General features: G+C 38.0%; 21 protein-coding genes. 13 read left to right on the top strand and 8 right to left on the bottom strand.

Annotated features, from left to right (window positions below):
* Positions 1–30 precede the first annotated feature (30 nt).
* From fahA to EZL74_RS04860, 9 genes are all read left to right on the top strand, one after another.
* Positions 31–1314, top strand: a complete 1284-nt coding sequence (gene fahA, locus EZL74_RS04900) for a fumarylacetoacetase (protein WP_131475481.1) — start codon at positions 31–33, stop codon at positions 1312–1314.
* 33 nt (positions 1315–1347) lie between these two features.
* A complete protein-coding gene (gene gcvT / locus EZL74_RS04895; protein ID WP_131475480.1) occupies positions 1348–2430 on the top strand; it encodes a glycine cleavage system aminomethyltransferase GcvT in 1083 nt (360 codons plus the stop codon).
* Positions 2431–2436: 6 nt separating this feature from the next.
* Positions 2437–4461: a S41 family peptidase gene (locus EZL74_RS04890; protein WP_131475479.1), complete on the top strand. Its 2025-nt coding sequence runs from the start codon at positions 2437–2439 to the stop codon at positions 4459–4461.
* A gap of 95 nt (positions 4462–4556) precedes the next feature.
* Positions 4557–5267 (top strand): YebC/PmpR family DNA-binding transcriptional regulator, encoded by a 711-nt coding sequence (locus EZL74_RS04885; RefSeq protein ID WP_131475478.1) that lies wholly within the window; start codon positions 4557–4559, stop codon positions 5265–5267.
* Positions 5268–5414: 147 nt separating this feature from the next.
* Positions 5415–6761: a DEAD/DEAH box helicase gene (locus EZL74_RS04880; protein WP_131475477.1), complete on the top strand. Its 1347-nt coding sequence runs from the start codon at positions 5415–5417 to the stop codon at positions 6759–6761.
* 106 nt (positions 6762–6867) lie between these two features.
* A complete protein-coding gene (locus EZL74_RS04875) occupies positions 6868–8796 on the top strand; it encodes a vWA domain-containing protein (RefSeq protein WP_131475476.1) in 1929 nt (642 codons plus the stop codon).
* Positions 8793–10046: a dihydroorotase gene (locus tag EZL74_RS04870; protein ID WP_131475475.1), complete on the top strand. Its 1254-nt coding sequence runs from the start codon at positions 8793–8795 to the stop codon at positions 10044–10046. The genes EZL74_RS04875 and EZL74_RS04870 overlap by 4 nt, the downstream gene beginning before the upstream one ends.
* Before the next feature lie 6 nt (positions 10047–10052).
* The gene (locus EZL74_RS04865; RefSeq protein WP_131475474.1) at positions 10053–10376 is read left to right on the top strand and encodes a DUF4870 domain-containing protein; all 324 of its coding nucleotides are present in this window, start codon (positions 10053–10055) and stop codon (positions 10374–10376) included.
* Positions 10376–11020, top strand: a complete 645-nt coding sequence (locus tag EZL74_RS04860) for an alpha/beta hydrolase (protein ID WP_131475473.1) — start codon at positions 10376–10378, stop codon at positions 11018–11020. The genes EZL74_RS04865 and EZL74_RS04860 overlap by 1 nt, the downstream gene beginning before the upstream one ends.
* A 36-nt stretch (positions 11021–11056) precedes the next feature.
* Here EZL74_RS04860 and EZL74_RS04855 read toward each other — a convergent pair whose 3' ends face one another.
* From EZL74_RS04855 to EZL74_RS04845, 3 genes are read right to left on the bottom strand one after another with little or no spacing between them, the layout of a single operon-like run.
* Positions 11057–11545: a hypothetical protein gene (locus EZL74_RS04855; protein WP_131475472.1), complete on the bottom strand. Its 489-nt coding sequence runs from the start codon at positions 11543–11545 to the stop codon at positions 11057–11059.
* A gap of 19 nt (positions 11546–11564) precedes the next feature.
* Positions 11565–12056 (bottom strand): hypothetical protein, encoded by a 492-nt coding sequence (locus EZL74_RS04850; protein WP_131475471.1) that lies wholly within the window; start codon positions 12054–12056, stop codon positions 11565–11567.
* Between the two features lie 4 nt (positions 12057–12060).
* Complete coding sequence (locus tag EZL74_RS04845; protein WP_131475612.1) at positions 12061–12828, bottom strand: MBL fold metallo-hydrolase; 768 nt, start codon at positions 12826–12828, stop codon at positions 12061–12063.
* Positions 12829–12962: 134 nt separating this feature from the next.
* On the opposite strand from EZL74_RS04845, the gene EZL74_RS04840 reads away from it, so the two are divergent.
* On the top strand, positions 12963–14420 hold the full coding sequence (locus EZL74_RS04840; RefSeq protein WP_161971702.1) for a TonB-dependent receptor: 1458 nt from the start codon (positions 12963–12965) through the stop codon (positions 14418–14420).
* 53 nt (positions 14421–14473) lie between these two features.
* On the opposite strand, the gene bcp is transcribed toward EZL74_RS04840, so the two are convergent.
* Positions 14474–14926 (bottom strand): thioredoxin-dependent thiol peroxidase, encoded by a 453-nt coding sequence (gene bcp / locus EZL74_RS04835; RefSeq protein ID WP_131475469.1) that lies wholly within the window; start codon positions 14924–14926, stop codon positions 14474–14476.
* A gap of 49 nt (positions 14927–14975) precedes the next feature.
* Between bcp and EZL74_RS04830 the strand changes: the two genes are divergently transcribed.
* Entirely contained in the window at positions 14976–15632 is a 657-nt protein-coding gene (locus EZL74_RS04830) for an endonuclease III domain-containing protein (protein ID WP_131475468.1), read from the top strand.
* A 48-nt stretch (positions 15633–15680) separates the two neighbouring features.
* On the opposite strand, the gene EZL74_RS04825 is transcribed toward EZL74_RS04830, so the two are convergent.
* Complete coding sequence (locus EZL74_RS04825; protein ID WP_161971694.1) at positions 15681–16583, bottom strand: serine hydrolase; 903 nt, start codon at positions 16581–16583, stop codon at positions 15681–15683.
* Positions 16584–16893: 310 nt separating this feature from the next.
* A complete protein-coding gene (locus tag EZL74_RS04820; protein WP_131475466.1) occupies positions 16894–17415 on the bottom strand; it encodes a hypothetical protein in 522 nt (173 codons plus the stop codon).
* A gap of 89 nt (positions 17416–17504) precedes the next feature.
* Between EZL74_RS04820 and EZL74_RS13185 the strand changes: the two genes are divergently transcribed.
* The gene (locus EZL74_RS13185; protein WP_193553749.1) at positions 17505–17648 is read left to right on the top strand and encodes a hypothetical protein; all 144 of its coding nucleotides are present in this window, start codon (positions 17505–17507) and stop codon (positions 17646–17648) included.
* A gap of 5 nt (positions 17649–17653) precedes the next feature.
* Complete coding sequence (locus EZL74_RS04815; RefSeq protein ID WP_131475465.1) at positions 17654–18025, top strand: YchJ family protein; 372 nt, start codon at positions 17654–17656, stop codon at positions 18023–18025.
* On the opposite strand, the gene EZL74_RS04810 is transcribed toward EZL74_RS04815, so the two are convergent.
* Both EZL74_RS04810 and EZL74_RS04805 read right to left on the bottom strand, forming a co-directional pair.
* Positions 18022–18501 carry a GyrI-like domain-containing protein gene (locus tag EZL74_RS04810; RefSeq protein WP_131475464.1) on the bottom strand — a complete coding sequence of 160 codons (480 nt, stop codon included), beginning with the start codon at positions 18499–18501 and terminating at the stop codon, positions 18022–18024. The genes EZL74_RS04815 and EZL74_RS04810 overlap by 4 nt on opposite strands.
* 67 nt (positions 18502–18568) lie before the next feature.
* Positions 18569–21994: a methylmalonyl-CoA mutase family protein gene (locus tag EZL74_RS04805; RefSeq protein WP_131475463.1), complete on the bottom strand. Its 3426-nt coding sequence runs from the start codon at positions 21992–21994 to the stop codon at positions 18569–18571.
* Positions 21995–22117: the final 123 nt, after the last annotated feature.

The following is a 22117-nucleotide window of genomic DNA, read 5'->3' as shown; positions in this document are numbered from 1 at the left end:
TAATTTTTCAACAACTAAATCAACAAAATCATGCCCATAACAACTAACGATCCTACAAGAAAATCCTGGCTTACTGTTCCGGACGACAGCGACTTCCCTATTCAAAATATTCCTTTCGGTGTGTTTTTGACCAAAGAAGATGTCATCACCATTGGTACCCGAATAGGTGATTATGCGATTGATTTAGGTGCATTACAGCAGCTGAATTATTTTGAAGGAATTGAGTTGACCGACGATATGTTCATGCAGGACAGTTTGAACGATTTTATATCCGACGGAAAAAAAACCTGGCGTTTGGTCAGAAACCGTATCGGAGATATTTTTGACAGCAACAACCCCAAGTTAAGAGACAACAAAAAACACCGCGATATTGTTATTTTTAAAATGGAAGATGTAGAGATGCAACTTCCGGTGATGATTGGTGATTATACTGATTTTTATTCGAGTAAAGAGCATGCAACCAATGTCGGTAAGATGTTCCGCGATCCTGAAAATGCTTTACTGCCTAACTGGCTTCACATTCCGGTAGGTTACCACGGAAGAAGTTCTACTATAGTGCCATCGGGAATTCCGGTGCACCGTCCTATGGGACAAACGCTACCCAACGGAGAAGACACCCCGGTATTCGGACCTTCCCGACTGGTTGATTTTGAGTTAGAAACTGCTTTTATCACCACAGATGCCAATATCATGGGCGAAAACATTCCCATCAACGAAGCCGAAGACTATATTTTCGGGATGGTTTTATTGAACGATTGGAGTGCCCGCGATATTCAAAAATGGGAATATGTGCCTCTTGGTCCTTTTTTAGCTAAAAACTTTGCATCATCAATATCACCTTGGATAGTGACCATGGATGCATTGGAACCTTTTAAAGTTAAAGGTCCGAAACAAGAACCTACACCGCTTCCTTATTTGCAACAAAAGGGTAAAAATGCCTACGATATCAACCTGGAGGTATATATAGAACCCGAAAATGTGGAAGCTACTCTGGTTTCCAAATCCAATTTCAAGTACATGTATTGGTCGATGATTCAACAATTGACGCACCACACTTCTAACGGTTGTCGGGTAAACTCAGGCGACATGATGGGCTCCGGAACCATATCAGGACCTACAGAAGACAGTTTTGGCTCTATGCTTGAATTGACTTGGGGTGGTAAAAAACCAATCATCATGAAAGACGGTACGGAGCGCAAATTCATCAACGACAATGACACTGTGATTATGAAAGGCTATTGTCAAAACAGCTCTGTACGCATTGGATTCGGAGAAGTATCAACCAAATTACTGCCTCCATTCGTCAGAAATTAAAAAAAAATTATAAAACACAACACTAAATATATAATGAAGAATACTGCATTAACACACATTCACGAGAGTCTTGGAGCGAAAATGGTACCATTTGCCGGTTTTAACATGCCGGTACAATACGAAGGCGTGAATGCCGAACATGAGACCGTAAGAAATGGCGTAGGCGTTTTTGACGTGTCACACATGGGCGAATTTTTACTGAGCGGTGAAAACGCACTCGCTTTAATTCAAAAAGTAACTTCTAACGACGCTTCGGTTTTGGAAATCGGACGCGCCCAATATTCCTGCTTACCAAATAACGAAGGGGGAATCGTAGACGACTTAATCGTGTACCGTATGAAAGAAAACCAATATTTATTGGTAGTCAATGCCTCCAATATTGAAAAAGACTGGAACTGGATTTCGTCACACAATGATTTAGGAGTAGATATGCGAAACCTTTCGGATGAGTATTCTCTTTTGGCCATTCAGGGTCCTAAAGCAGTAGAAGCCATGCAATCGTTGACCCCAACTGATTTAGCTGCCATTAAATACTATCATTTTGAAGTGGCTCCATTTGCTGGGATTGAAAATGTAATCATTTCTGCAACGGGTTATACCGGTTCAGGTGGTTTTGAAATTTACTGTAAAAACGAAGATGCCGAACACATATGGAACAAAGTTTTTGAAACCGGTGCTTCATTCGGTATCAAACCTATAGGGTTGGCAGCCCGCGATACTTTGCGTTTGGAAATGGGATTCTGCCTGTACGGTAATGACATCAATGATACTACTTCGCCTCTGGAAGCCGGTTTAGGTTGGATTACTAAATTCACTAAAGATTTTGTCAATTCAGAAAATCTGAAAAAGCAAAAAGAAGCAGGTGTTACCCGAAAATTGGTGGGCTTTGAATTAACTGAAAGAGGTATTCCGCGTCACGATTATGAAATTGTAGATGCAGACGGCAACAACATTGGTATCGTTACCTCGGGAACTATGGCTCCTTCTTTAGGAAAAGGAATCGGTTTGGGCTATGTGAAAACCGAATTTTCAGCGATAGACAGTCCTATTTTTATCCAAATCCGAAACAATAAAGTAGCCGCCAAAGTGGTGAAACTTCCCTTTTATAAAAAATAATCCAAAGTGAAAAAACTCTTTTATATAGGCTTGCTGTTTCCCGGTTTTATCTTTTGTCAAACCGAAAAAAATCCGTGCGAAACACTCTTAAAACTGAATGCCTTAATTCAAGAGAACCATTATAAACCAAAACCGGTAGACGACAGTTTATCGGTTTATGTTTTTAAGACTTTGTTGAGTCGGTTAGATGAAGAAAACCGATTGTTTATAGAGCCCGAAATCAAAGCTCTTAAAAAACACGAATACAAAATTGACGATTACATCAAAGAGGGTAATTGCGATTTTTTGCACGAGTTTTATTTGGCATACAACAAAACCATTGCGCGCTACATCACCTTGCTGGCCGCTATCGAAAAAGAACCGTTTCCGCTGAGCAGTACTGAAAAAGTGGTGTTTTCTAAAAAAGCATTTCCTTATGTCAAAGATGAAAGCGAAGTAAAACATTTATATAAAAAGAGAATACTGTTTAACATATTGCGCGAAGTTGCTGAATTGAGTACCAACAAAGATTCATTGTTGGCAAATTTTGATCATCTTGCTCGGGAAAGTAAAACCAAAATATTTGACAAATACCGATGCAAGATCGAAAGTTATCAATATACCGAAGCCGAATTTCAGGCGATTTTCTTTGAAGTATTTTGTTCATATTTTGATCCGCATACCGAATATTTCTCGGCCAATGACAAATCATCCTTCTACTCTACTGTAAGCTCAGACAACATGACTTTCGGACTGTATGTTTCAATGACCGAGAAAGATGAAATGACGGTTGACGATATCATTCCGGGGAGTTCAGCCTACATGACTGAGAAAATCGATAAAGGCGACCAGCTTTTAAAAATAAAATACAAAGAAACGGAGTACGAGATTGATTGTGCTTCGATGAAAAAAATTGATGAAATCATCAGTTCTAACGAGTATAAAACTGCTGATTTTACCTTCCGAAAGAAAAGCGGAGAAATATACAGTGTGCAATTGGTCAAGAAAATAATGAAAGACTACCAAAACAATGTCTTTAGTTTTAAACTGAAAAAAGACAGCGGCGTTTTCGGTTATATTCGCATCCCCAGTTTTTACTCTACCTTTGAAAACGGAAAATCCAATGTCAGCACTGATGTATCGAAAGAAATCTACAAACTGAATACCGACAAAGTTGACGGCATCATCATCGATTTAGAAAACGACGGTGGGGGTTCTATGGAAGAAGCCATACAACTTTCGGGCATGTTTATCGATCATGGCCCTTTAGCGGTAATGAACAATAACCGAAACAAAAAAGAAATCCTGAAAGATACCAATCGCGGCATTGTGTACAACGGACCAATGGTGGTTATGATTAATGGTTTTTCGGCTTCGGCCAGTGAATTTTTCACTAATGCCATGCAGGATTATAACCGGGCAATCATCATTGGAAACAAATCATTGGGAAAGGCAACTATGCAGCGCATTTTTCCGTTGAATAAAAATAACGATGAGTTTTTGAAGCTGACGCTGGAGAAATTCTACCGCATTACAGGCAAAAGTAACCAGTATATCGGCATCACTCCCGATGTGGAAATTCCGTTATTGTTTGACAAACAAATGCCTCGCGAAGACAGTAACGAAACTGCCTTGAAAAATGATGAAATCGGGGTGAGACTGAAATACAACAAATGGTCAGATGAATTGTATGCCGGAGCCATCGCACTGAGTAAAAAACGCGTTGAAAACAGTAAAGAAGCTGCCGAAATTAACGCACTCAATGCTAAAATAAATCCGTTTTACGATAATGATTTTCCTCCGATAACGTTGCAATTTGATGCCGTTTTTAATGACGTAAACAAAATCAATGACCTCTGGAAATCTATTAAATCGGCTACCGAAAAGGAGTATCCGATAACCGTTGAACAAAATTCGTTTGACGATGAATTTCAAAAACATGATGAGTATTTAAAAAGTTGCACCATGGAAAGAATGAAAACCATCAAACAAAATTATCACATACTCGAAGCTGTAAACATACTGAGCGACATCAAACAATTAAGACCTTAAGAGTTACCCGGTTTGATTCCTATTTATCATTTGCATAAATCGAATATTACTTTATTTTTGCACCCACAATTAAATTAAATAAAACATTCTTAGCAATGGGAAGAGCATTTGAATTCAGAAAGGGAAGAAAAATGAAACGTTGGGCAGCAATGGCCAAAGCTTTCACACGTATTGGAAAAGATATCGTAATGGCGGTAAAAGAAGGAGGTCCGAACCCGGAAGCTAACTCGCGTTTGAGAGCCGTTATGCAGAATGCCAAATCGGCCAATATGCCTAAAGAAAATGTAGAACGTGCTATCAAAAAAGCAACCGACAAAGATACGGCCAATTATAAAGAAGTATTGTTTGAAGGATATGCACCCCACGGAATTGCCATACTTATAGAAACCGCAACAGACAACAACAATAGAACCGTAGCCAACATCCGTAGCTATTTCAACAAATGCAACGGAACTTTAGGAACTCAGGGTTCGGTAGAATTTATGTTTGACCACACCTGTAATTTCCGCATTCCTAAAGCCAATATCGACATCGAAGAAATGGAATTGGAATTTATTGATTTTGGTGCCGAAGAAATCTTTGCCGATGAAGATGATATTTTGATTTACGCGCCGTTTGAAAGTTTTGGAGCCATTCAAAAAGAATTAGAAAACAGAGGTATTGAAATCCTGTCTTCCGGTTTTGAACGCATTCCGCAAATTACCAAAGAACTAACTCCGGAACAAGTAGCTGACGTTGAAAAACTATTGGAAAAAATTGAAGAAGACGATGATGTGATGAACGTATACCACACCATGCAGGAATAATTCAACTGATACAATCTTAAAAGCTCCGATTTTCGGGGCTTTTTTATTTGAATACATTGACTCTGAACTAACCACAGACAGAGGCATAAATACGGATTCTTGAGCCTAAAAAAGAATTCCTTACCTTTGCGGCAAATTACACCCATAATGAGCACTTTCGAGCAATTCAATCTCCCAAAATCTTTACAAAAAGCCGTTGACAGTCTTGGGCTTACGACCCCAACTCCTATTCAGGAAAAATCATTTTCGGTTATTATGTCGGGACGCGATATGATGGGAATTGCCCAAACCGGTACCGGTAAAACCTTCGCCTACTTATTGCCCATCTTAAAACAATGGAAATTCGTCGCAACTGATACTCCCCGAGTAGTGATTTTGGTTCCAACGCGAGAACTGGTGGTTCAAGTAGCTGCCGAAGTGGAAAAATTAAGCCAATTCATGTCGGTTAGAACTTTGGGCGTTTATGGCGGTGTCAACATCAACACTCAAAAAACAGCTGTTTATCAAGGGGTTGACATTTTAGTTGGAACACCGGGACGTATCATGGATTTGGCACTTGATAATGTAATTCGTTTTGACAGTTTACAAAAATTAGTCATTGATGAGTTTGACGAAATACTGAACTTAGGCTTCCGTTTTCAAGTAACCTCAATTTTGACCATGATTAAAACCAAACGTCAAAACATCTTATTTTCGGCCACAATGACTGATGAAGTAGATGAAATGCTGGAAGAATATTTTGATTTTCCTGAAGAAGTTTCGTTGGCACCAAGTGGTACGCCATTGGAACAAATTGAACAATTGGGATATCATGTACCCAACTTTTTGACAAAAATAAATCTGATTGTTGAATTATTAAAAGAGGAAGCTTACGAACGCGTATTGCTTTTTGTCAACAATAAAAAAACGGCGGATTTACTGGCGGATAAGCTGGAAGAAATCTATCCTGAGCAATTTGGCATCATCCATTCGAATAAATCCCAAAACTATCGTTTGCAGACAATGGCTTCATTTCAAGCCGGAGCTATAAGAGGTATTGTTACTACAGATGTGATGGCAAGAGGTTTGGATATTTCGGATATTACCCATGTGATTAATGTCGAATTTCCTGAAATTCCGGAGCAATACATTCACCGTATCGGTAGAACCGGTCGCGCTGATAAATCGGGTATTGCCATCAGTTTAATCAGTCCGAGAGAAGAAGAAATTCAGCTTGAAGCCGAAGTATTAATGGAAAAGGAAATTCAATTCGTCGACCTGCCTTCAACCGTTGAAATAGCTGAGCGCTTATTGGAATTTGAAAAGGACAAAAAGAAAAAAATGAAATTTTTGTTGAAAAAACCCAAACTTGAAGGTGGAGCTTCTTTTCACGAAAAGAAAGAAAAAAACAAGAAAATAAACCTTGGAGGTCCTTCAAAGACCAAAAAGAAAACCGGTTCATCTGTCAATAGAAATATTTTAAAAAACCGAGCTGCCAAAAGAAAGAAGAAATAATTGATAGTTGATAATTGATAATTAACAATTGATTACTATTTTTGACAAATCCAAGATTCGCCGAACAGCCGGTAAAATAAATCGTATGAGGTAAACCATAATTGAAATGCAATTTAAACACCCAGAAGTACTGTATTTTCTTTTCTTATTGGTTATCCCAATTTTAGTACACCTATTTCAATTACGCCGTTTTAAGAAAGAATATTTCACCAACGTACAATTCCTAAAAGAACTTTCTATACAAACCCGCAAAAGTTCAACCATCAAAAAATGGCTCTTGCTTTTTACCCGTTTACTATTGTTCGCTTGTTTGATTTTAGCATTTGCCCAACCATTTTTTACAGCCGTTGACAGTAAAAAAGCCAATAACGAAATGTACATTATTTTGGACAATTCGTACAGTATGCAAGCCAAAGGCAAAAAAGGTGAATTACTCAAACGTGCTGTTCAGGACCTACTGGAGCACACTCCTGAGTCACAAAACTTCTCCCTGATTACCAATTCTGAAACGTATTGGAATACGGACATTAAAAACGTTCAAAAAGATTTACAAGATTTAAAATACAGTGCCACACCTTTCAGATTGGATAATCTGATTGCTAAAGTCAATGCCCGCAAATCGGCTTTTAACAAAGATATCATTGTAATTACCGACGCTGTTGGATTGGAAACCAATCAAACCAAAAGCTTCCGCAAAGAAGACAATGTTTATTTCATCCTCCCGCAAGCCGAACAAAAAAACAATGTAGCCGTTGACAGCGTTTACATCCAACAAACATTAGATAGTTTTTATGAAATTGGTGTAAAACTATCTGCCAATGGAAGCGGTTTTACAGAAGTTCCGATTGCTTTATACAACCAGAATAAACTCATTGCCAAAACGCTGATTACTTTTGAAACGAATACCAAAACCGTCAATTTCACCATTCCGAAAGAGGATTTTCATGGCTATGTTTCGATTACAGATAAAGGTTTAGCCTACGACAACACCTATTTTTTAAGCATTTCTAAACCCAGCAAAACCAATGTTATCAGCATAGGAGATACCGATAAAAGCAAATTTTTAAGCCGAATTTATACCGCTGACGAATTCAATTACAACAACTATCCGATTGCTAATTTAGATTACAATTTATTGGACAAACAGGATGCTATAATTCTCAATGAGTTAAAGGATATTCCTCAGGCTTTACAAACAACCCTGAAATCTTTTGTAAACAAAGGCGGAAATTTGGTGGTTATTCCGGCACAGGAAAGTACTGTTGCTGCTATCAATTCATTCCTTTCAAATTTTGGAGCTATTCAAATGAAAGCCCTTACTTCGGGAGAAAAGAAAATGACCAAAATCAATTTCAACCATCCGCTGTTCAGTACCGTTTTTGAGAAGAAAATCGATAATTTTCAGTATCCTTCTACCAAAACTTCGTTTGGATTGAGCTCCACCTCTCCGGCAGTTTTAACATATGAAGATCAGAGCCCATTTTTAACATCCTTATCAAATCCGCTATCGGCAGTATACGTTTTTGCGGCACCGATTAATAAAGCCAACAGTAATTTTCAAAACTCTCCTCTGATTGTTCCTACGTTTTACAACATGGCGCAGAGCAGTCAAAAAACAGGGGTTAATGCTTTAACGATTGGCGAAAATCAACCCTTTGTGGTAACTACTACGGTAACTAAAGACGAGATTTTAACCGTGAAAAACAATACCGAAAGTTTCATTCCGGTGCAACAACTGTTGAACACGAAAATGAAAATGACTTTTAATGACAATCCAAAAGAAGCCGGGAATTTTGGTATCTTTAACCAAGAGAATTTAGTGCAAAACATCAGTTTTAATTACAATCGAACCGAAAGTAATTTGGCCTTAGCCAATACCGATGCCGCTGCCAATTTTAAAACTATAGACGACATAGAATCGGTTTTCAACACTATACAAACCGACAGAACCGATACGCAAATCTGGAAATGGTTTGTGATGCTCACCTTGCTCTTTTTAGCCTTAGAATTGCTCATTCAAAAATTTGTAAAATGAACCTAATCATTCGAAAAGCAACCATTGTAGACCCTCAAAGTCCTTATCATCAACAAATTGTTGATTTAAAAATCACCAATGGCAGTATCGAGGAAATTGGCACTTCTATTCTGAATATTGAAACTCATCAGGAATTTCAACATGAAGGGTTACACGTTTCACAAGGTTGGTTTGACTCGAGCGTTTCTATGGGGGAACCGGGATTTGAAGATCGGGAAACCATTGCTAACGGATTGGATGTTGCTGCCAAAAGCGGTTTTACGGGAATTGCATTGCAGCCCAACTCCTACCCTATTATCGACAATCAATCGCAAGTTCATTTTGTAAAACAAAAAGCAACTGATGCCGCTACTGATTTATATCCCATCGGTGCTTTAACCAAAGCCGGTGAAGGTAAAGATCTGGCCGAAATGTTTGATATGAAAAACGCAGGAGCGGTGGCTTTCGGTGATTATAACAAAAGTTTGTCCAATGCAAATCTGCTTAAAATAGGCCTGCAATACGCACAGGATTTTGACGGATTAGTGATTGCCTTTTGTCAGGACGAGACCATCAAAGGAAACGGTGTAGCCAATGAAGGAGCAGTTTCTACAAGATTAGGTTTAAAAGGAATTCCTAACTTGGCCGAAGAACTAATCGTCGCCCGAAATTTATTTTTGTTAGAATATACCGGAGGAAAATTACACATTCCGACAATATCTACCGCAAAATCAGTAGCGTTAATTGAAGAAGCCAAAGCTAAAGGATTGGCTGTGACCTGCAGTGTGGCGGTACATCATTTGGTTTTAACCGATGAAAAGCTGGAAGACTTTGACACCCGTTATAAAGTAACGCCGCCTTTACGCACAGAGGAAGATCGAAAAGCATTGATTGCCGGAGTTTTAGATGGTACGATTGACTGTATTACAAGCGATCACAATCCGATAGACATCGAACATAAAAAGATGGAATTTGATTTAGCCAAAAATGGCACCATTGGATTGGAAAGTGCTTTCGGAGCCTTGTTAACGGTATTACCATTAGATAAAGTAATTGAAAAACTGACTTTCGGCAAGTCTGTTTTCGCTATTAAAAATGAATCCATTACAGAAAAAAATAAAGCCAATTTGAGTCTGTTTCTGACTGATACTGACTGGACATTTACCAAGTCAAATATTTTATCTAAATCAAAAAACTCTGCCTTTTTGCACCAACAAATGAAAGGTAAGCCAATTGGCATTTACAACAACGGAAAACTAGTTTTAGCATAAAAACCTATGGAAAACTTAGACAAATCAAAAAACACCGCTATCATTGCTTACTTAACCATTATTGGAAGTGTGATTGCCATTTTTATGAATCAGGAGGAAAACAGGAGTGAATTCGTTTCCTTTCATATCCGACAAGCCCTGGGGTTATTTATTTCTTTCTTTTTATTGGGCTACTTTGTAGGCTATGCCGACAGTTGGACAGCAACTTCTGCTTTTTATTTGTTTTACTTTATCCTATGGATATTTGGTTTTTCCGGAGCTATACAAGGACAAAAAAGAGAAATGCCTTTGGTAGGCGGTTTTTTCCAAAATATATTTAAGAATCTGTAATGAATTTATCTCTTCACCATCTTGTCAGGGCTCCTAAAATTAAAAAAGAAAAGAATCCTCTGCTCCTATTACTTCACGGTTACGGAAGCAACGAAGAAGATTTGTTTTCATTTGCCTCTGAATTACCCGACGACTATTATGTAATTTCTGCCCGAGCACCTTACAGCCTGATGCACGGCAGCTACGCTTGGTATGCTATCAATTTTGATGCTGATGAGAATAAATTCTCTGACACAGACCAAGCTCAGACTTCGCGTGATGTTATTGCCAATTTTATTGATGAATTGATTGCTAATTATCCTATTGACTCACAAGCTGTAACCCTTATAGGGTTTAGTCAAGGATGCATACTCAGTTATGCCGTGGCTCTTTCTTATCCTGAAAAGGTTCAGCGTGTTGTGGCCATGAGCGGGTATTTGAATACTGAAATTGCAGTTGATACTTTTGCGGAAAACGACTTCAGTAATTTGAAAATTTTTGCTTCTCACGGAACTGTAGACCAGGTTATTCCGGTTGAATGGGCTCGCAAATCGATTCCGATTATTGAACATCTCGGAATTGCCATTGTTTATAAAGAATATCCGGTTGGACACGGGGTAGCACCGCAAAACTTCTTTGATTTCAGGAATTGGTTATCTTCCTAAAATAAAAAAGGTCTTGAAATATCAAGACCTTTTTTGTTATTGTTCAGTATCTGTTCCGGTTACTTTTTTTCCTATTTCTCCGTCACCGGTAAATTTGGTTTCAGTGCCTTTCTTGAGCACATAACCTTTCCAAGGAATCAGTTGCCAGTCCTGATAAATCCAAGGCTTCCCTTCGGCACTTCTGGATAAAACCATAGAAGTCGTATCATTGGGCAGAAAAATTTCGGCTTTTTCAGCATCCTGACTAAACAAGACGTAAGCACTTAATGTTTCATCTTCGTTATTTGGATTGTTTACCGGATTAAGTTGAATGCCTGAAAATCCTTTGACACATTCTTTATTAACTTTTGACCAAATATAACCCGCTGACGCCAGGCAACCGTTTTCATCTTTATCATTAACAGTGCTGGAATCTTTGACTGTTACGTTGGTATTTACCTCGTCTGTTACTTCCTCATTTTTATTGGTCAGTTTACAAGAAAAAAGGACAAGTGTAAAAACCAAAAGTGTAACTGTTTTTTTCATGGTATAGAATTATAAATGGCTAATTTAACTCTTTTGGATACAAATAAGAACTCATTACTTCAAAAGAAATCGTTTGGTCATCGTTTACAAAGTATTTCAATAGGACTTCTCCCCAAAGCTCTCCATTGCTGTAATTGGCAATAATCCAACGGTGGTTTAAAATTTTTATCTTGTTGATAATAAACTTTTGTTCCCCCATTTTGGTTTGGTCTGTATATTTATTACCTTCTTTATCATCGTTATATGCTAAAAGCGCCTGTTTCACTTTTTCTTCAAAAGCTTTGATATCATTTTGTGATAAATAATTTTGGGCTCTGTCGTTATTTTCTAACGAAAAAGCATCGGCATCATATAGTTTGTTTGTCATAACCGACAAACTGTCTTTCATTCTTTTATTTGTTTCAGTTAATGTTTGCAGTTCACTACCATCTTTAGATGAAAAGTATTTATAAGTAAACACATTCATTAAAACAGCAATGATAAAGAGATATAAAAACAAAGACTTTCTCATAGTATTAAAGGGTAATTTTTAAATTATCGTAGGCCAAATAAACGTTTGCAGGCAACCGTTGCTGAATTTCTTCATGAAATCCCATCAAATGACTGATGTGAGTCAAATAGGCTCTCTCCGGCTGAACCAAATGTATAAAATCTAAGGCATCCTGCAAACTAAAATGTGAATGATGTGATTCTTCTCTTAAAGCATTTACCACTAAGACCTTTACTCCTCTTAGCTTTTCAAATTCGGAATCGTCTATTGATTTCACATCAGTTAAATATACAAAATCCTGAATTCGATAACCAAAAACAGTAAGATTTCCGTGGTTTACATTTATAGGAGTTATTTTAGTATTGCCTATAGTAAATTCTTGATTGTTTTTTACTTCAAATGTTTCCACTCCGGGTGCTCCGGGGTATTTGTTCTCAGTTTTAAAAATATAATCAAATCGTGTCTTTAGATTTTCTAAAACCCTCTTGTGCCCGTATATAGGGATATCCTTTTTTTGTCGAAAGAAAAAAGGACGAATATCGTCCAAACCGGCTGTGTGGTCAGCATGCTCGTGTGTAAAAAGAATGGCATCCAACCTATGGCATTCAGAGGTAAGCATTTGTTGTCTGAAATCGGGACCGCAATCAATCACAATTGAATTATCATCCCAAGTAATCCAAACCGAAACACGCAAACGTTTGTCTTTCAAATCGGTACTTTTACACACCGGATGATTACTGCCAATAACAGGAATTCCTTGAGAAGTTCCGGTACCAAGAAAATAAACTTGCATCATAGCACAGTTTTTGATAATGATATTTTTGAGTGAATCTTAAAAGTAATTAATTACAAAAATAGACTTAATTATCTTTTTATAAAATAGCTATTTTACTAACTTTGCAATGTATATAAATTACTATGGATAATATTGTTTCAAACATTAAACTGAAAGGCGACAAAGCCATCGAATCGGTTCCTGCCATTAAAGATAAAGCACTGAGAATCAATTTAAATGAAAATATTTACGGGACTTTTGCAGAAATTGGAGCCGGTCAGGAAACAGTTAGACATTTTTTCAGAGCCGGAGGTTCATCGGGAACGATTGCAAAAGCTATGTCGGCTTATGACAAAGACTTTAGTGATGCCATTTATGGTATTGAAGACGATGGTCGTTATGTAACCGAAAGCCGTTTGAAAAAAATGCTGAATCATGAAGTTGAGCTAATTGAAAAACGGTTAAAAAGAGATAAACATCCGAACAAAATATTCTTCAGTTTCGCCAATACCGTCGCTACCATCGACTTTGCAAAGCAATTCAAAGGTCATGGGTGGGTTGGAATTAAATATCAAGTAGAGCCCGATGAAGACTACAACGAAATTACACTCCACATTCGTTTCAAAGAAACCGATGCCCGTTTGCAACAGGAAACTTTGGGTGTATTGGGTGTAAATCTTATTTACGGTGCCTACTACAAGTACAACGATCCTAAGAAATTATTACGTTATCTGTATGATCATTTAGATAAAGACCAATTAGAAATTGATACTATCAATTTTTCAGGACCGCGCTTTGCCAACGTAGACAACCGATTGATGAGTTTACAATTGGTTAAAAACGGCATGACTGATGCGGTAATGTTTGGCCCGGATGGAAAAAACATTTTGCCGGCTTCTATACTATACAAAAAAAACATATTAGCTCTCAGAGGAAGTTTCCGCCCTGTTACTCAGGTAAATATGGACATGTATGAGAAATCATTAAAAATGTTCCTTGAAGAAAGTAAAGTAGAAAAAGACAATACCTTGGTAATTTTTGAAATTACACTTTCGAATCTTCGCTCCGAAGGTGAAATTGACGAACGTGATTTCATGGACAGAGCCGAATTACTTTGTTCGCTCGGGCAAACCGTAATGATTTCTAACTTCCAGGAGTATTATAAGGTAGTTGAATATTTTTCAAGTTATACCAAAGCCCGTATGGGATTGGCCATGGGAGTAAATAATTTGATTGATATTTTTGACGAAAAATACTATCGTCATTTAAGTGGGGGAATCCTGGAAGCATTTGGTAAATTATTCTACCGCGATTTGAAAGTATTCTTATATCCTATGGAAGATGAAAACGGAGAAATCATCACTTCTCAAAATTTAAAGGTGCACCCGCGCATGAAAGAATTGTATAAGTTCTTCGCCTATAACGGTAAAGTGGTTGACATTACTGATTTTGACAAAGAACACTTAAAAATTTTCTCCAGAGAAGTACTAAAAATGATCGGCTCAGGAAACCCTGGATGGGAAAAACTATTACCGGAAGGGATTGCCGAAATCATAAAAAAACATCAGCTCTTTGGTTACAATCCGAACAACGTATTACAAAAAGCATAATAGCAACCCAAAACAAAAAGCCAAGATTACATCTTGGCTTTTTGTTTGACATATTATTTTAAAATCTGAGCGGCGTGCTCTTTAGTTTTTACGTTAGTAATAACCTCATCAATGATGCCCTCTTCATTAATAATAAAAGTAGTTCTGTGTATTCCGTCAAACTCTCTACCCATAAATTTCTTAGGCCCCCAAACTCCAAAAGCCTGAATTACTGCTTTGTCTTCGTCTGCCAGTAATGGGAACGGAAAATTATATTTGGTTTTAAATTTAGTCTGTGACTTTGCAGTATCAGCACTTACGCCCAATAGTGCATAGTTATTAGCTTTGAAACGTTCAAAATTATCTCTTAAATCACAGGCTTCAGCCGTACAGCCCGGAGTATCTGCTTTAGGATAAAAGAAAAGAACTAATTTCTTTCCTTTATAATCGGCAAGTGAATGGATGTTTCCGTCTTGATCTTTTGCAGAAAACTGTGGTGCTCTATCTCCTTTTTGTAATGTTGTCATATTTTGATGTATAAGTTTTTATAAATTTACAATCCAAATTTAGACTAAAATGACCAAACAGGAACGTGCAACATTTGTTATTAATACGTTAAAAGAATACTATCCTGAAATTCCAATTCCTCTAGATCACAAAAATGCTTATACTTTGTTGATTGCTGTGTTGCTTTCAGCTCAATGTACTGATGTTCGTGTAAACCAAATAACACCTTTGTTATTTGCTAAAGCAGATAATCCATATGATATGGTCAAACTTTCAGTAGAGGAAATCAAAGAAATCATCAAGCCTTGTGGTTTATCTCCCATGAAGTCAAAAGGGATATACGGTTTGTCACAAATACTGATTGAAAAACACAATGGTGAAGTTCCACAAAGTTTTGAAGCTCTAGAAGAATTGCCTGCTGTAGGCCATAAAACGGCAAGTGTGGTTATGTCACAAGCGTTTGGAATACCTGCATTTCCGGTTGATACTCATATTCACCGACTGATGTATCGTTGGAATCTTTCGAATGGAAAAAATGTTCAACAAACAGAAAAAGATGCCAAAGCAATTTTTCCAAGAAACCTTTGGAATGAGTTGCATCTTCAAATCATTTGGTATGGTAGAGAATATTCTCCTGCCCGCGGATGGGATTTAGAAAAAGACATCATCACCAAAACCATCGGAAGAAAATCGGTTTTAGACGAATACTATAAAATGAAGAAATAAAAAAAGCCTTGTCTTTACTGACAAGGCTTTTTTATGATATCAATAAGATTACAATGCAGCATTAGCTTGGTTTCTCATATCAGTATATACAGCTTGAGAAACTTCACCAATGAATTGAGATAATTTTTTATTGTCTTTACCTCTAGTCATAATGGTTAATAAGTATGGCTTGTTTTCTAAATAAATAATAGCAGATTCATGCAGTTGTTTCTCATTTTGATTGCCCGCCTCCCCAAATTTATGAGCCAATTTAGTCCCTTCCGGTAAACCTTTTACTATACCATCTTTAAATTCAGACTGACTCAATAATTCTCCTGCAAATTCTGAATCTTCTACGGATAAATAACCGGCATTATAAATAGCCCTCATGAAATAGGAATATTCTTTGGTTGTAAATAAATACTGCGTCGCATAAATGTTTGGCACTTCCAACCCCACATCTGAGAAAAGCTTTTGAAGTATTTTAGGCTCTAAATTTTCTTCTAATAAAATAGTTGCATTATTATCTGAATATTTAATCATGTATGTCAAAAGCTCTTTAACTGTATATGATTGACCTAACTTTATTGTTTTTGAAGCAAAAGCAACATTTTTACCGGTATTTACAACCTTGTTGTAAGTAAGTGACTTGTTTAAAAAACCCGGGTGAATTTCCGCCATTTTTAATATAGCAATGAGTACCGGTACTTTAAAGAGTGAACCCGGATCAAACTTCTCATTCTCATTGACACACATCCATTCATTATGAGCATATTCTCTCAGATATACAGAAGCATTAATTAAATCCCCCGTAGCTTTGTATGCATCAATAATACCCGTTATTTTTTGTTTAACCTCCATCAAACCATCTGATTCATATTCATCATCAACAAACATCAATGGTTTAATGTATTTAAACCCCTCCATTCTCTTTACATTATAATTGTTGGAAAAAGTAGTAGAATTATTCATTTTGGCAACAAATTGACGCTCTTTCCAAAAATTGGTCAGACCGAACGTAATTAAGGCAGTTAATGCAACAAAAATTATGGCATGTAGTAAAGAAAATCTTTTGTTTTTAAAGGATATCATTCTGTTAAGGGGTATTCATTAATTTTGTGCAAAAATAATCAATCCAATCAAAGAAATTAACAAAAAAAGTAATCAATTATGGTGTCATTCGTCGATTTTAACAAATTACTGAACAATAGGAAGACAACTTAATTTGATTTTACCCCACAAAAAAAGCAGACATTCGTCTGCTTCTCTTATAAAGTTAAATTTACTGAACTTTTATAACTTTCGATTCATCAATATGGTATGCTTTGATAACCGCATTGTAATCATTAAAATCTACTTTAATTGTACTGCTTTGTTTATTTCCAAAATAAGCTGGGATTACTACCACTCTGAAAACTTGTCCCAATCGGTAATTTGTTGAAATACCTGCTAAATCAAAGCCGTTCATATAAACATTAGTATCAAAACGGGTAAAATCAAAATTGTATTGAAAATCTAGTGTCCCGTCATCGAAGTAGAATGTTTCCGGTTGTAATTTCCAAACATCGGCTCCTTGAAAAACTCCCGACAATCGGTATACTAAAACCATATCTGAAGTATACAACTGATGAGGATAGGTTAATATCTGACTGAATCCGTTTCCGGTAGTAAAATTAACATTACTATATTCAAATACTTCACTTATGGTATCGTTATCAACAATAGGCTGTGAGTTATTATCATTAGAACAACTTTGTAGCGTCATCATCCCGACAAAAGCTAAAATTATAGTCAAATTTTTCATGGTTTTTAATTTATATGTTATAAGATGTAAAGGTCTGCTCAATTGCTGTGCCAAAATTTATTTTTAACATAATTTTGTATTTTTGGCTCATGGGAAGAAACAATCTGAAAAACATTAAAGCGCATAACGACAAACTTCACAAAGCTCAGGAAAAGACCAAAGCTCAAAAAATCTTACGCACCGAAAAATTGAAAGCTATTGTTAAAAAATTTAATGATACTCAAAATCCTTAATCATCATGGTCAGTTGTTATTGCGGGAGTGAGTCTTCTTTTAAAAATTGCTGTCAACCCTATATAAATAAGAGTCAAAAGGCACCAACTGCTGAAGCCTTAATGCGATCACGTTACAGTGCTTTCGCCACGGGATCAGCCGATTACCTGATAGCTACCACACATCCCTCTAAAAGAAAATTTCACAAAAAAGCAGATATTCTTGCATGGAGTAAAAGCAACCAATGGGTAAAATTAGAAATACTTGTTTCAACCGAAACCACAGTAACTTTTAAAGCCTATTATTTAGATGCTCAATTACAGGCTCAAATTCATTTCGAACACTCCACTTTTGTTTATGAAAATGATAGCTGGTATTATGTAGAGGGAAGTTATTAATTCGTATTATCCTTTATCGGAATCCAAACTTCTTCTTCAGAATCGGGATGGTTGTGTTGGTATTTTGCGCCCAAAATTTCAAAATGAGGCCGGTTATCGAGTACATAGCCCGATGTCGGCAACCATTCCGTAAATATAAACCGGAAAAATGGTTCGGCATCGGCAGGAATCCCTTTGTACAGAAAAACAGCATAGAGTCCGCCGGGAATAACCAGCTTTTCCATGCCGTCGGGGATCAATGCGCTTTCACTAACCCGAACCGTCGCCCATTTTGTAAAAGGAGTATGCCTACCAAAATCAAATTCCTCCGGATAGACCTGAACACTATATAAATCCTCTCCCAGTATGTTTTCTATTTCATGCCGTCTGGGCATGAAGCTTTGCCACATTACCACCGATAAATCCTCCGCAAAAGTCATCGCTTGACGTTTGCCGATTAGGGTTATGGTCGAATGATTTTTGATAACAGGTTGCATGAATTGGTACTGTTGCTTAAAAAATCCGGAGCTGTTTTCTATCAAAACGACTCCGGATGCTATGGAATTACATATTTCTGCGGTACTGTCCGCCTACTTCAAACAAGGCCGCGGTAATTTGCCCTAAAGAACAGTATTTAGTTACTTCCATCAACTTTTCAAACAAGTTTTTGTTGTTGATCGCCGCATCCTGTAACGCTTCTATTTGCTCCTGCTCTTTGCCGGCATAAACCTTATGCAAATTAGTCAACGTTTGTATCTGAAATTGTTTTTCTTCTTCTGTAGCTCGTATCACCTCAGCCGGAATCACTGTTGGCGAACCTTTAGAACTCAAGAATGTATTTACGCCAATGATTGGAAACTCTCCGGTATGTTTCAACGTTTCATAATACAAACTTTCTTCTTGGATTTTACTTCGTTGGTACATCGTTTCCATGGCGCCCAAAACACCGCCACGCTCCGTAATGCGATCAAATTCCTGCAATACGGCTTCTTCTACCAAGTCGGTAAGTTCTTCGATGATAAACGATCCTTGAATTGGATTTTCATTTTTGGCCAATCCCAACTCTTTGTTGATGATCAACTGAATAGCCATGGCTCTGCGTACAGATTCTTCAGTTGGCGTGGTAATCGCTTCGTCATAGGCATTGGTGTGCAATGAGTTGCAATTGTCATAAATTGCATACAAAGCCTGTAAGGTAGTTCTGATATCGTTAAAATCGATTTCCTGGGCATGCAACGAACGTCCCGAAGTTTGGATGTGGTATTTCAACATCTGCGCTCTCTCGTTGGCTCCGTATTTCAATTTCATGGCTTTCGCCCAAATTTTACGCGCCACACGGCCAATCACGGCATATTCCGGATCAATTCCGTTTGAGAAGAAGAACGATAAGTTGGGTCCGAAATCATTGATATTCATCCCGCGGCTCAAATAATATTCCACATAAGTAAACCCATTGGCCAACGTAAACGCCAATTGCGTAATCGGATTAGCCCCGGCTTCGGCAATGTGATACCCCGAAATAGAAACCGAGTAAAAATTGCGGACATTCTTTTGAATGAAATATTCCTGCACGTCTCCCATCAAACGCAAGGCGAATTCAGTAGAGAAAATACAGGTATTCTGTGCTTGATCTTCTTTTAAAATATCGGCCTGAACCGTTCCTCGAACCTGCGACAGGGTTTTGACTTTAATATCATCGTATACTGCTTTCGGCAATACCTGATCTCCGGTAACGCCCAAAAGCATTAAGCCTAAACCGTTGTTTCCCTGCGGCAATTCGCCATTGTATCGAGGTCTTGGCAAACCTTTCTTTTTGTAGATTTCGTTGATTTTTTCTTCGACTTCATCCTGTAAATTGTTCTCCAAAATGTATTTTTCACAGTTTTGGTCGATAGCCGCATTCATAAAGAATCCCAACAACATGGGCGCGGGCCCGTTAATGGTCATCGATACCGAAGTCAACGGATGACTCAAATCAAAACCGGAATAGAGTTTTTTGGCGTCGTCCAAACAACAAATTGAAACCCCGGCATTCCCGATTTTTCCATAAATATCCGGACGCAAATCAGGGTCGTTTCCATATAAAGTTACGCTATCAAAAGCCGTAGATAAACGCTTAGCAGGCAAGCCTAAAGACACATAATGAAAACGTCGATTGGTACGTTCCGGTCCGCCTTCGCCGGCAAACATACGGGTCGGATCTTCTCCTTCGCGCTTGAAAGGATACAAACCGGAAGCAAACGGAAATTCACCCGGCACGTTTTCCTGTAAGTTCCATTTTAAAATATCTCCCCATGCCTGATATTTTGGTAAAGCCACTTTTGGAATTTGGCTGTGAGACAAACTCTCGGTATGCGTTTGAATTTTGATTTCCTTGTCGCGTACTTTAAAACTGTACACCGGATTCTTATATTTATTTACCTTATCGTTCCAAGTCAGGATTATCTCCCAATTGAACGGATCCAGATTCATTTTTACCCGGTCAAATTCCTTCACCAATAAGTTTAGGAAGTCCTTGTTATATTCATTGATATTCAAACTACTAGCATCAATACCGGCTCTGTCAATATCGACTTGCTTTTTATTGACCGATTCAATGGTTTTGTAAATACCGTATAGCTTTTGAGCGACTTCCACTTGGGTCAAAACCGTTTCGTCGTATTTGCGGTTGTTCTCGGCGATTTCCGATAAATAACGGGTTCTATGCGGCGGAATGACGAATATTTTTTCACTCATTTCACGGGTAATCTCGAACGTCGATTTTAAATCAGCTCCGGTTTTCTCAACAATCTTATCCATGATTCTCTTATAGAGCGTATTCATTCCCGGATCGTTGAATTGCGAGGCAATAGTTCCAAAAACCGGCATATCATCGGGGTTGACATCCCAAAGATTGTGGTTACGTTGGTATTGCTTCTTCACATCGCGCAAAGCGTCTAATGCCCCGCGTTTGTCAAACTTGTTGAGGGCTACCAAATCGGCAAAATCCAACATGTCGATTTTCTCCAATTGGGTGGCCGCCCCAAATTCAGGCGTCATGACATAAAGGGAAACATCAGAATGCTCGATAATTTCGGTATCACTCTGTCCGATACCCGAAGTTTCTAGGATAATCAAATCGTATTTGGCAGCTTTTAAAACCTGTATGGCTTCGTTCACATATTTGGATAAGGCCAAATTGGATTGGCGCGTGGCCAACGAGCGCATGTATACTCTAGGGTTGTTGATGGCGTTCATACGTATTCTGTCGCCCAGTAAAGCGCCGCCTGTTTTGCGTTTTGAAGGATCCACCGAAATCAATCCGATGGTTTTTTCAGGAAAATCGATTAAGAAACGACGCACCAATTCATCCACCAAAGAAGACTTCCCGGCACCACCGGTACCTGTAATCCCCAACACGGGTATGTGTGTGGTTTCATTTTTTTTGTGAATGGCATCAAGGGTTTCTTTCGCTATATCAGGAAAATTCTCCGCCGATGAGATAACACGGGCAATGGCTGTAGGATTCTTTTCTTCCAGATGCTGTATTTCTCCATTCAAAACATCGCCAACCGGATAATCCGATTGCATCACCAAATCGTTGATCATGCCTTGTAGTCCCATGGCACGCCCATCATCGGGGGAGTAAATGCGGGTAATACCGTACTCGTGTAATTCTGAAATTTCACTAGGCAAAATAACACCGCCGCCACCACCAAAAATCTTGATGTGTCCGGCTCCTTTTTCTTTCAACAAATCGTACATGTATTTGAAATACTCGTTGTGCCCTCCTTGATATGAGGTCATGGCAATGGCATTAGCGTCTTCTTGAATGGCTGTATTGACAACTTCTTCTACGCTACGGTCATGCCCCAGGTGAATCACTTCTACACCCGTGGCCTGAATGATACGTCGCATGATGTTGATGGCCGCGTCGTGCCCGTCAAAAAGAGAGGCCGCGGTTACAATTCTAACTTTGTTTTTTGGAATATAAGGAGTTTGTGGTTCCATGTTGCGGATATGAAAATTTAAGTGCCGCAATTTACATAATTAATAAAAATTACACCTAAAACCTCTGGCATAATTTTTGGCAAGTTTAGCCAAACTTTAACAAGTTGCTTCAACACATTTTTT

It is taken from the genome of Flavobacterium silvisoli (genome assembly GCF_004329815.1).
GTDB classification, from domain to species: Bacteria; Bacteroidota; Bacteroidia; order Flavobacteriales; family Flavobacteriaceae; genus Flavobacterium; species Flavobacterium silvisoli.
This window is presented reverse-complemented; position numbering and strand designations above follow the sequence as displayed.

Excerpts from the sequence above, each read along its gene's own strand:
- fahA (WP_131475481.1), top strand. The coding sequence starts at position 31 with ATGCCCATAACAACTAACGATCCTACAAGAAAATCCTGGCTTACTGTT.
- gcvT (WP_131475480.1), top strand. The coding sequence starts at position 1,348 with ATGAAGAATACTGCATTAACACACATTCACGAGAGTCTTGGAGCGAAA.
- EZL74_RS04885 (WP_131475478.1), top strand. The coding sequence starts at position 4,557 with ATGGGAAGAGCATTTGAATTCAGAAAGGGAAGAAAAATGAAACGTTGG.
- EZL74_RS04880 (WP_131475477.1), top strand. The coding sequence starts at position 5,415 with ATGAGCACTTTCGAGCAATTCAATCTCCCAAAATCTTTACAAAAAGCC.
- EZL74_RS04875 (WP_131475476.1), top strand. The coding sequence starts at position 6,868 with ATGCAATTTAAACACCCAGAAGTACTGTATTTTCTTTTCTTATTGGTT.
- EZL74_RS04870 (WP_131475475.1), top strand. The coding sequence starts at position 8,793 with ATGAACCTAATCATTCGAAAAGCAACCATTGTAGACCCTCAAAGTCCT.
- EZL74_RS04865 (WP_131475474.1), top strand. The coding sequence starts at position 10,053 with ATGGAAAACTTAGACAAATCAAAAAACACCGCTATCATTGCTTACTTA.
- EZL74_RS04860 (WP_131475473.1), top strand. The coding sequence starts at position 10,376 with ATGAATTTATCTCTTCACCATCTTGTCAGGGCTCCTAAAATTAAAAAA.
- EZL74_RS04855 (WP_131475472.1), bottom strand. The coding sequence starts at position 11,545 with ATGAAAAAAACAGTTACACTTTTGGTTTTTACACTTGTCCTTTTTTCT.
- EZL74_RS04850 (WP_131475471.1), bottom strand. The coding sequence starts at position 12,056 with ATGAGAAAGTCTTTGTTTTTATATCTCTTTATCATTGCTGTTTTAATG.
- EZL74_RS04845 (WP_131475612.1), bottom strand. The coding sequence starts at position 12,828 with ATGCAAGTTTATTTTCTTGGTACCGGAACTTCTCAAGGAATTCCTGTT.
- bcp (WP_131475469.1), bottom strand. The coding sequence starts at position 14,926 with ATGACAACATTACAAAAAGGAGATAGAGCACCACAGTTTTCTGCAAAA.
- EZL74_RS04830 (WP_131475468.1), top strand. The coding sequence starts at position 14,976 with ATGACCAAACAGGAACGTGCAACATTTGTTATTAATACGTTAAAAGAA.
- EZL74_RS04825 (WP_161971694.1), bottom strand. The coding sequence starts at position 16,583 with ATGAATAATTCTACTACTTTTTCCAACAATTATAATGTAAAGAGAATG.
- EZL74_RS04820 (WP_131475466.1), bottom strand. The coding sequence starts at position 17,415 with ATGAAAAATTTGACTATAATTTTAGCTTTTGTCGGGATGATGACGCTA.
- EZL74_RS13185 (WP_193553749.1), top strand. The coding sequence starts at position 17,505 with ATGGGAAGAAACAATCTGAAAAACATTAAAGCGCATAACGACAAACTT.
- EZL74_RS04815 (WP_131475465.1), top strand. The coding sequence starts at position 17,654 with ATGGTCAGTTGTTATTGCGGGAGTGAGTCTTCTTTTAAAAATTGCTGT.
- EZL74_RS04810 (WP_131475464.1), bottom strand. The coding sequence starts at position 18,501 with ATGCAACCTGTTATCAAAAATCATTCGACCATAACCCTAATCGGCAAA.
- EZL74_RS04805 (WP_131475463.1), bottom strand. The coding sequence starts at position 21,994 with ATGGAACCACAAACTCCTTATATTCCAAAAAACAAAGTTAGAATTGTA.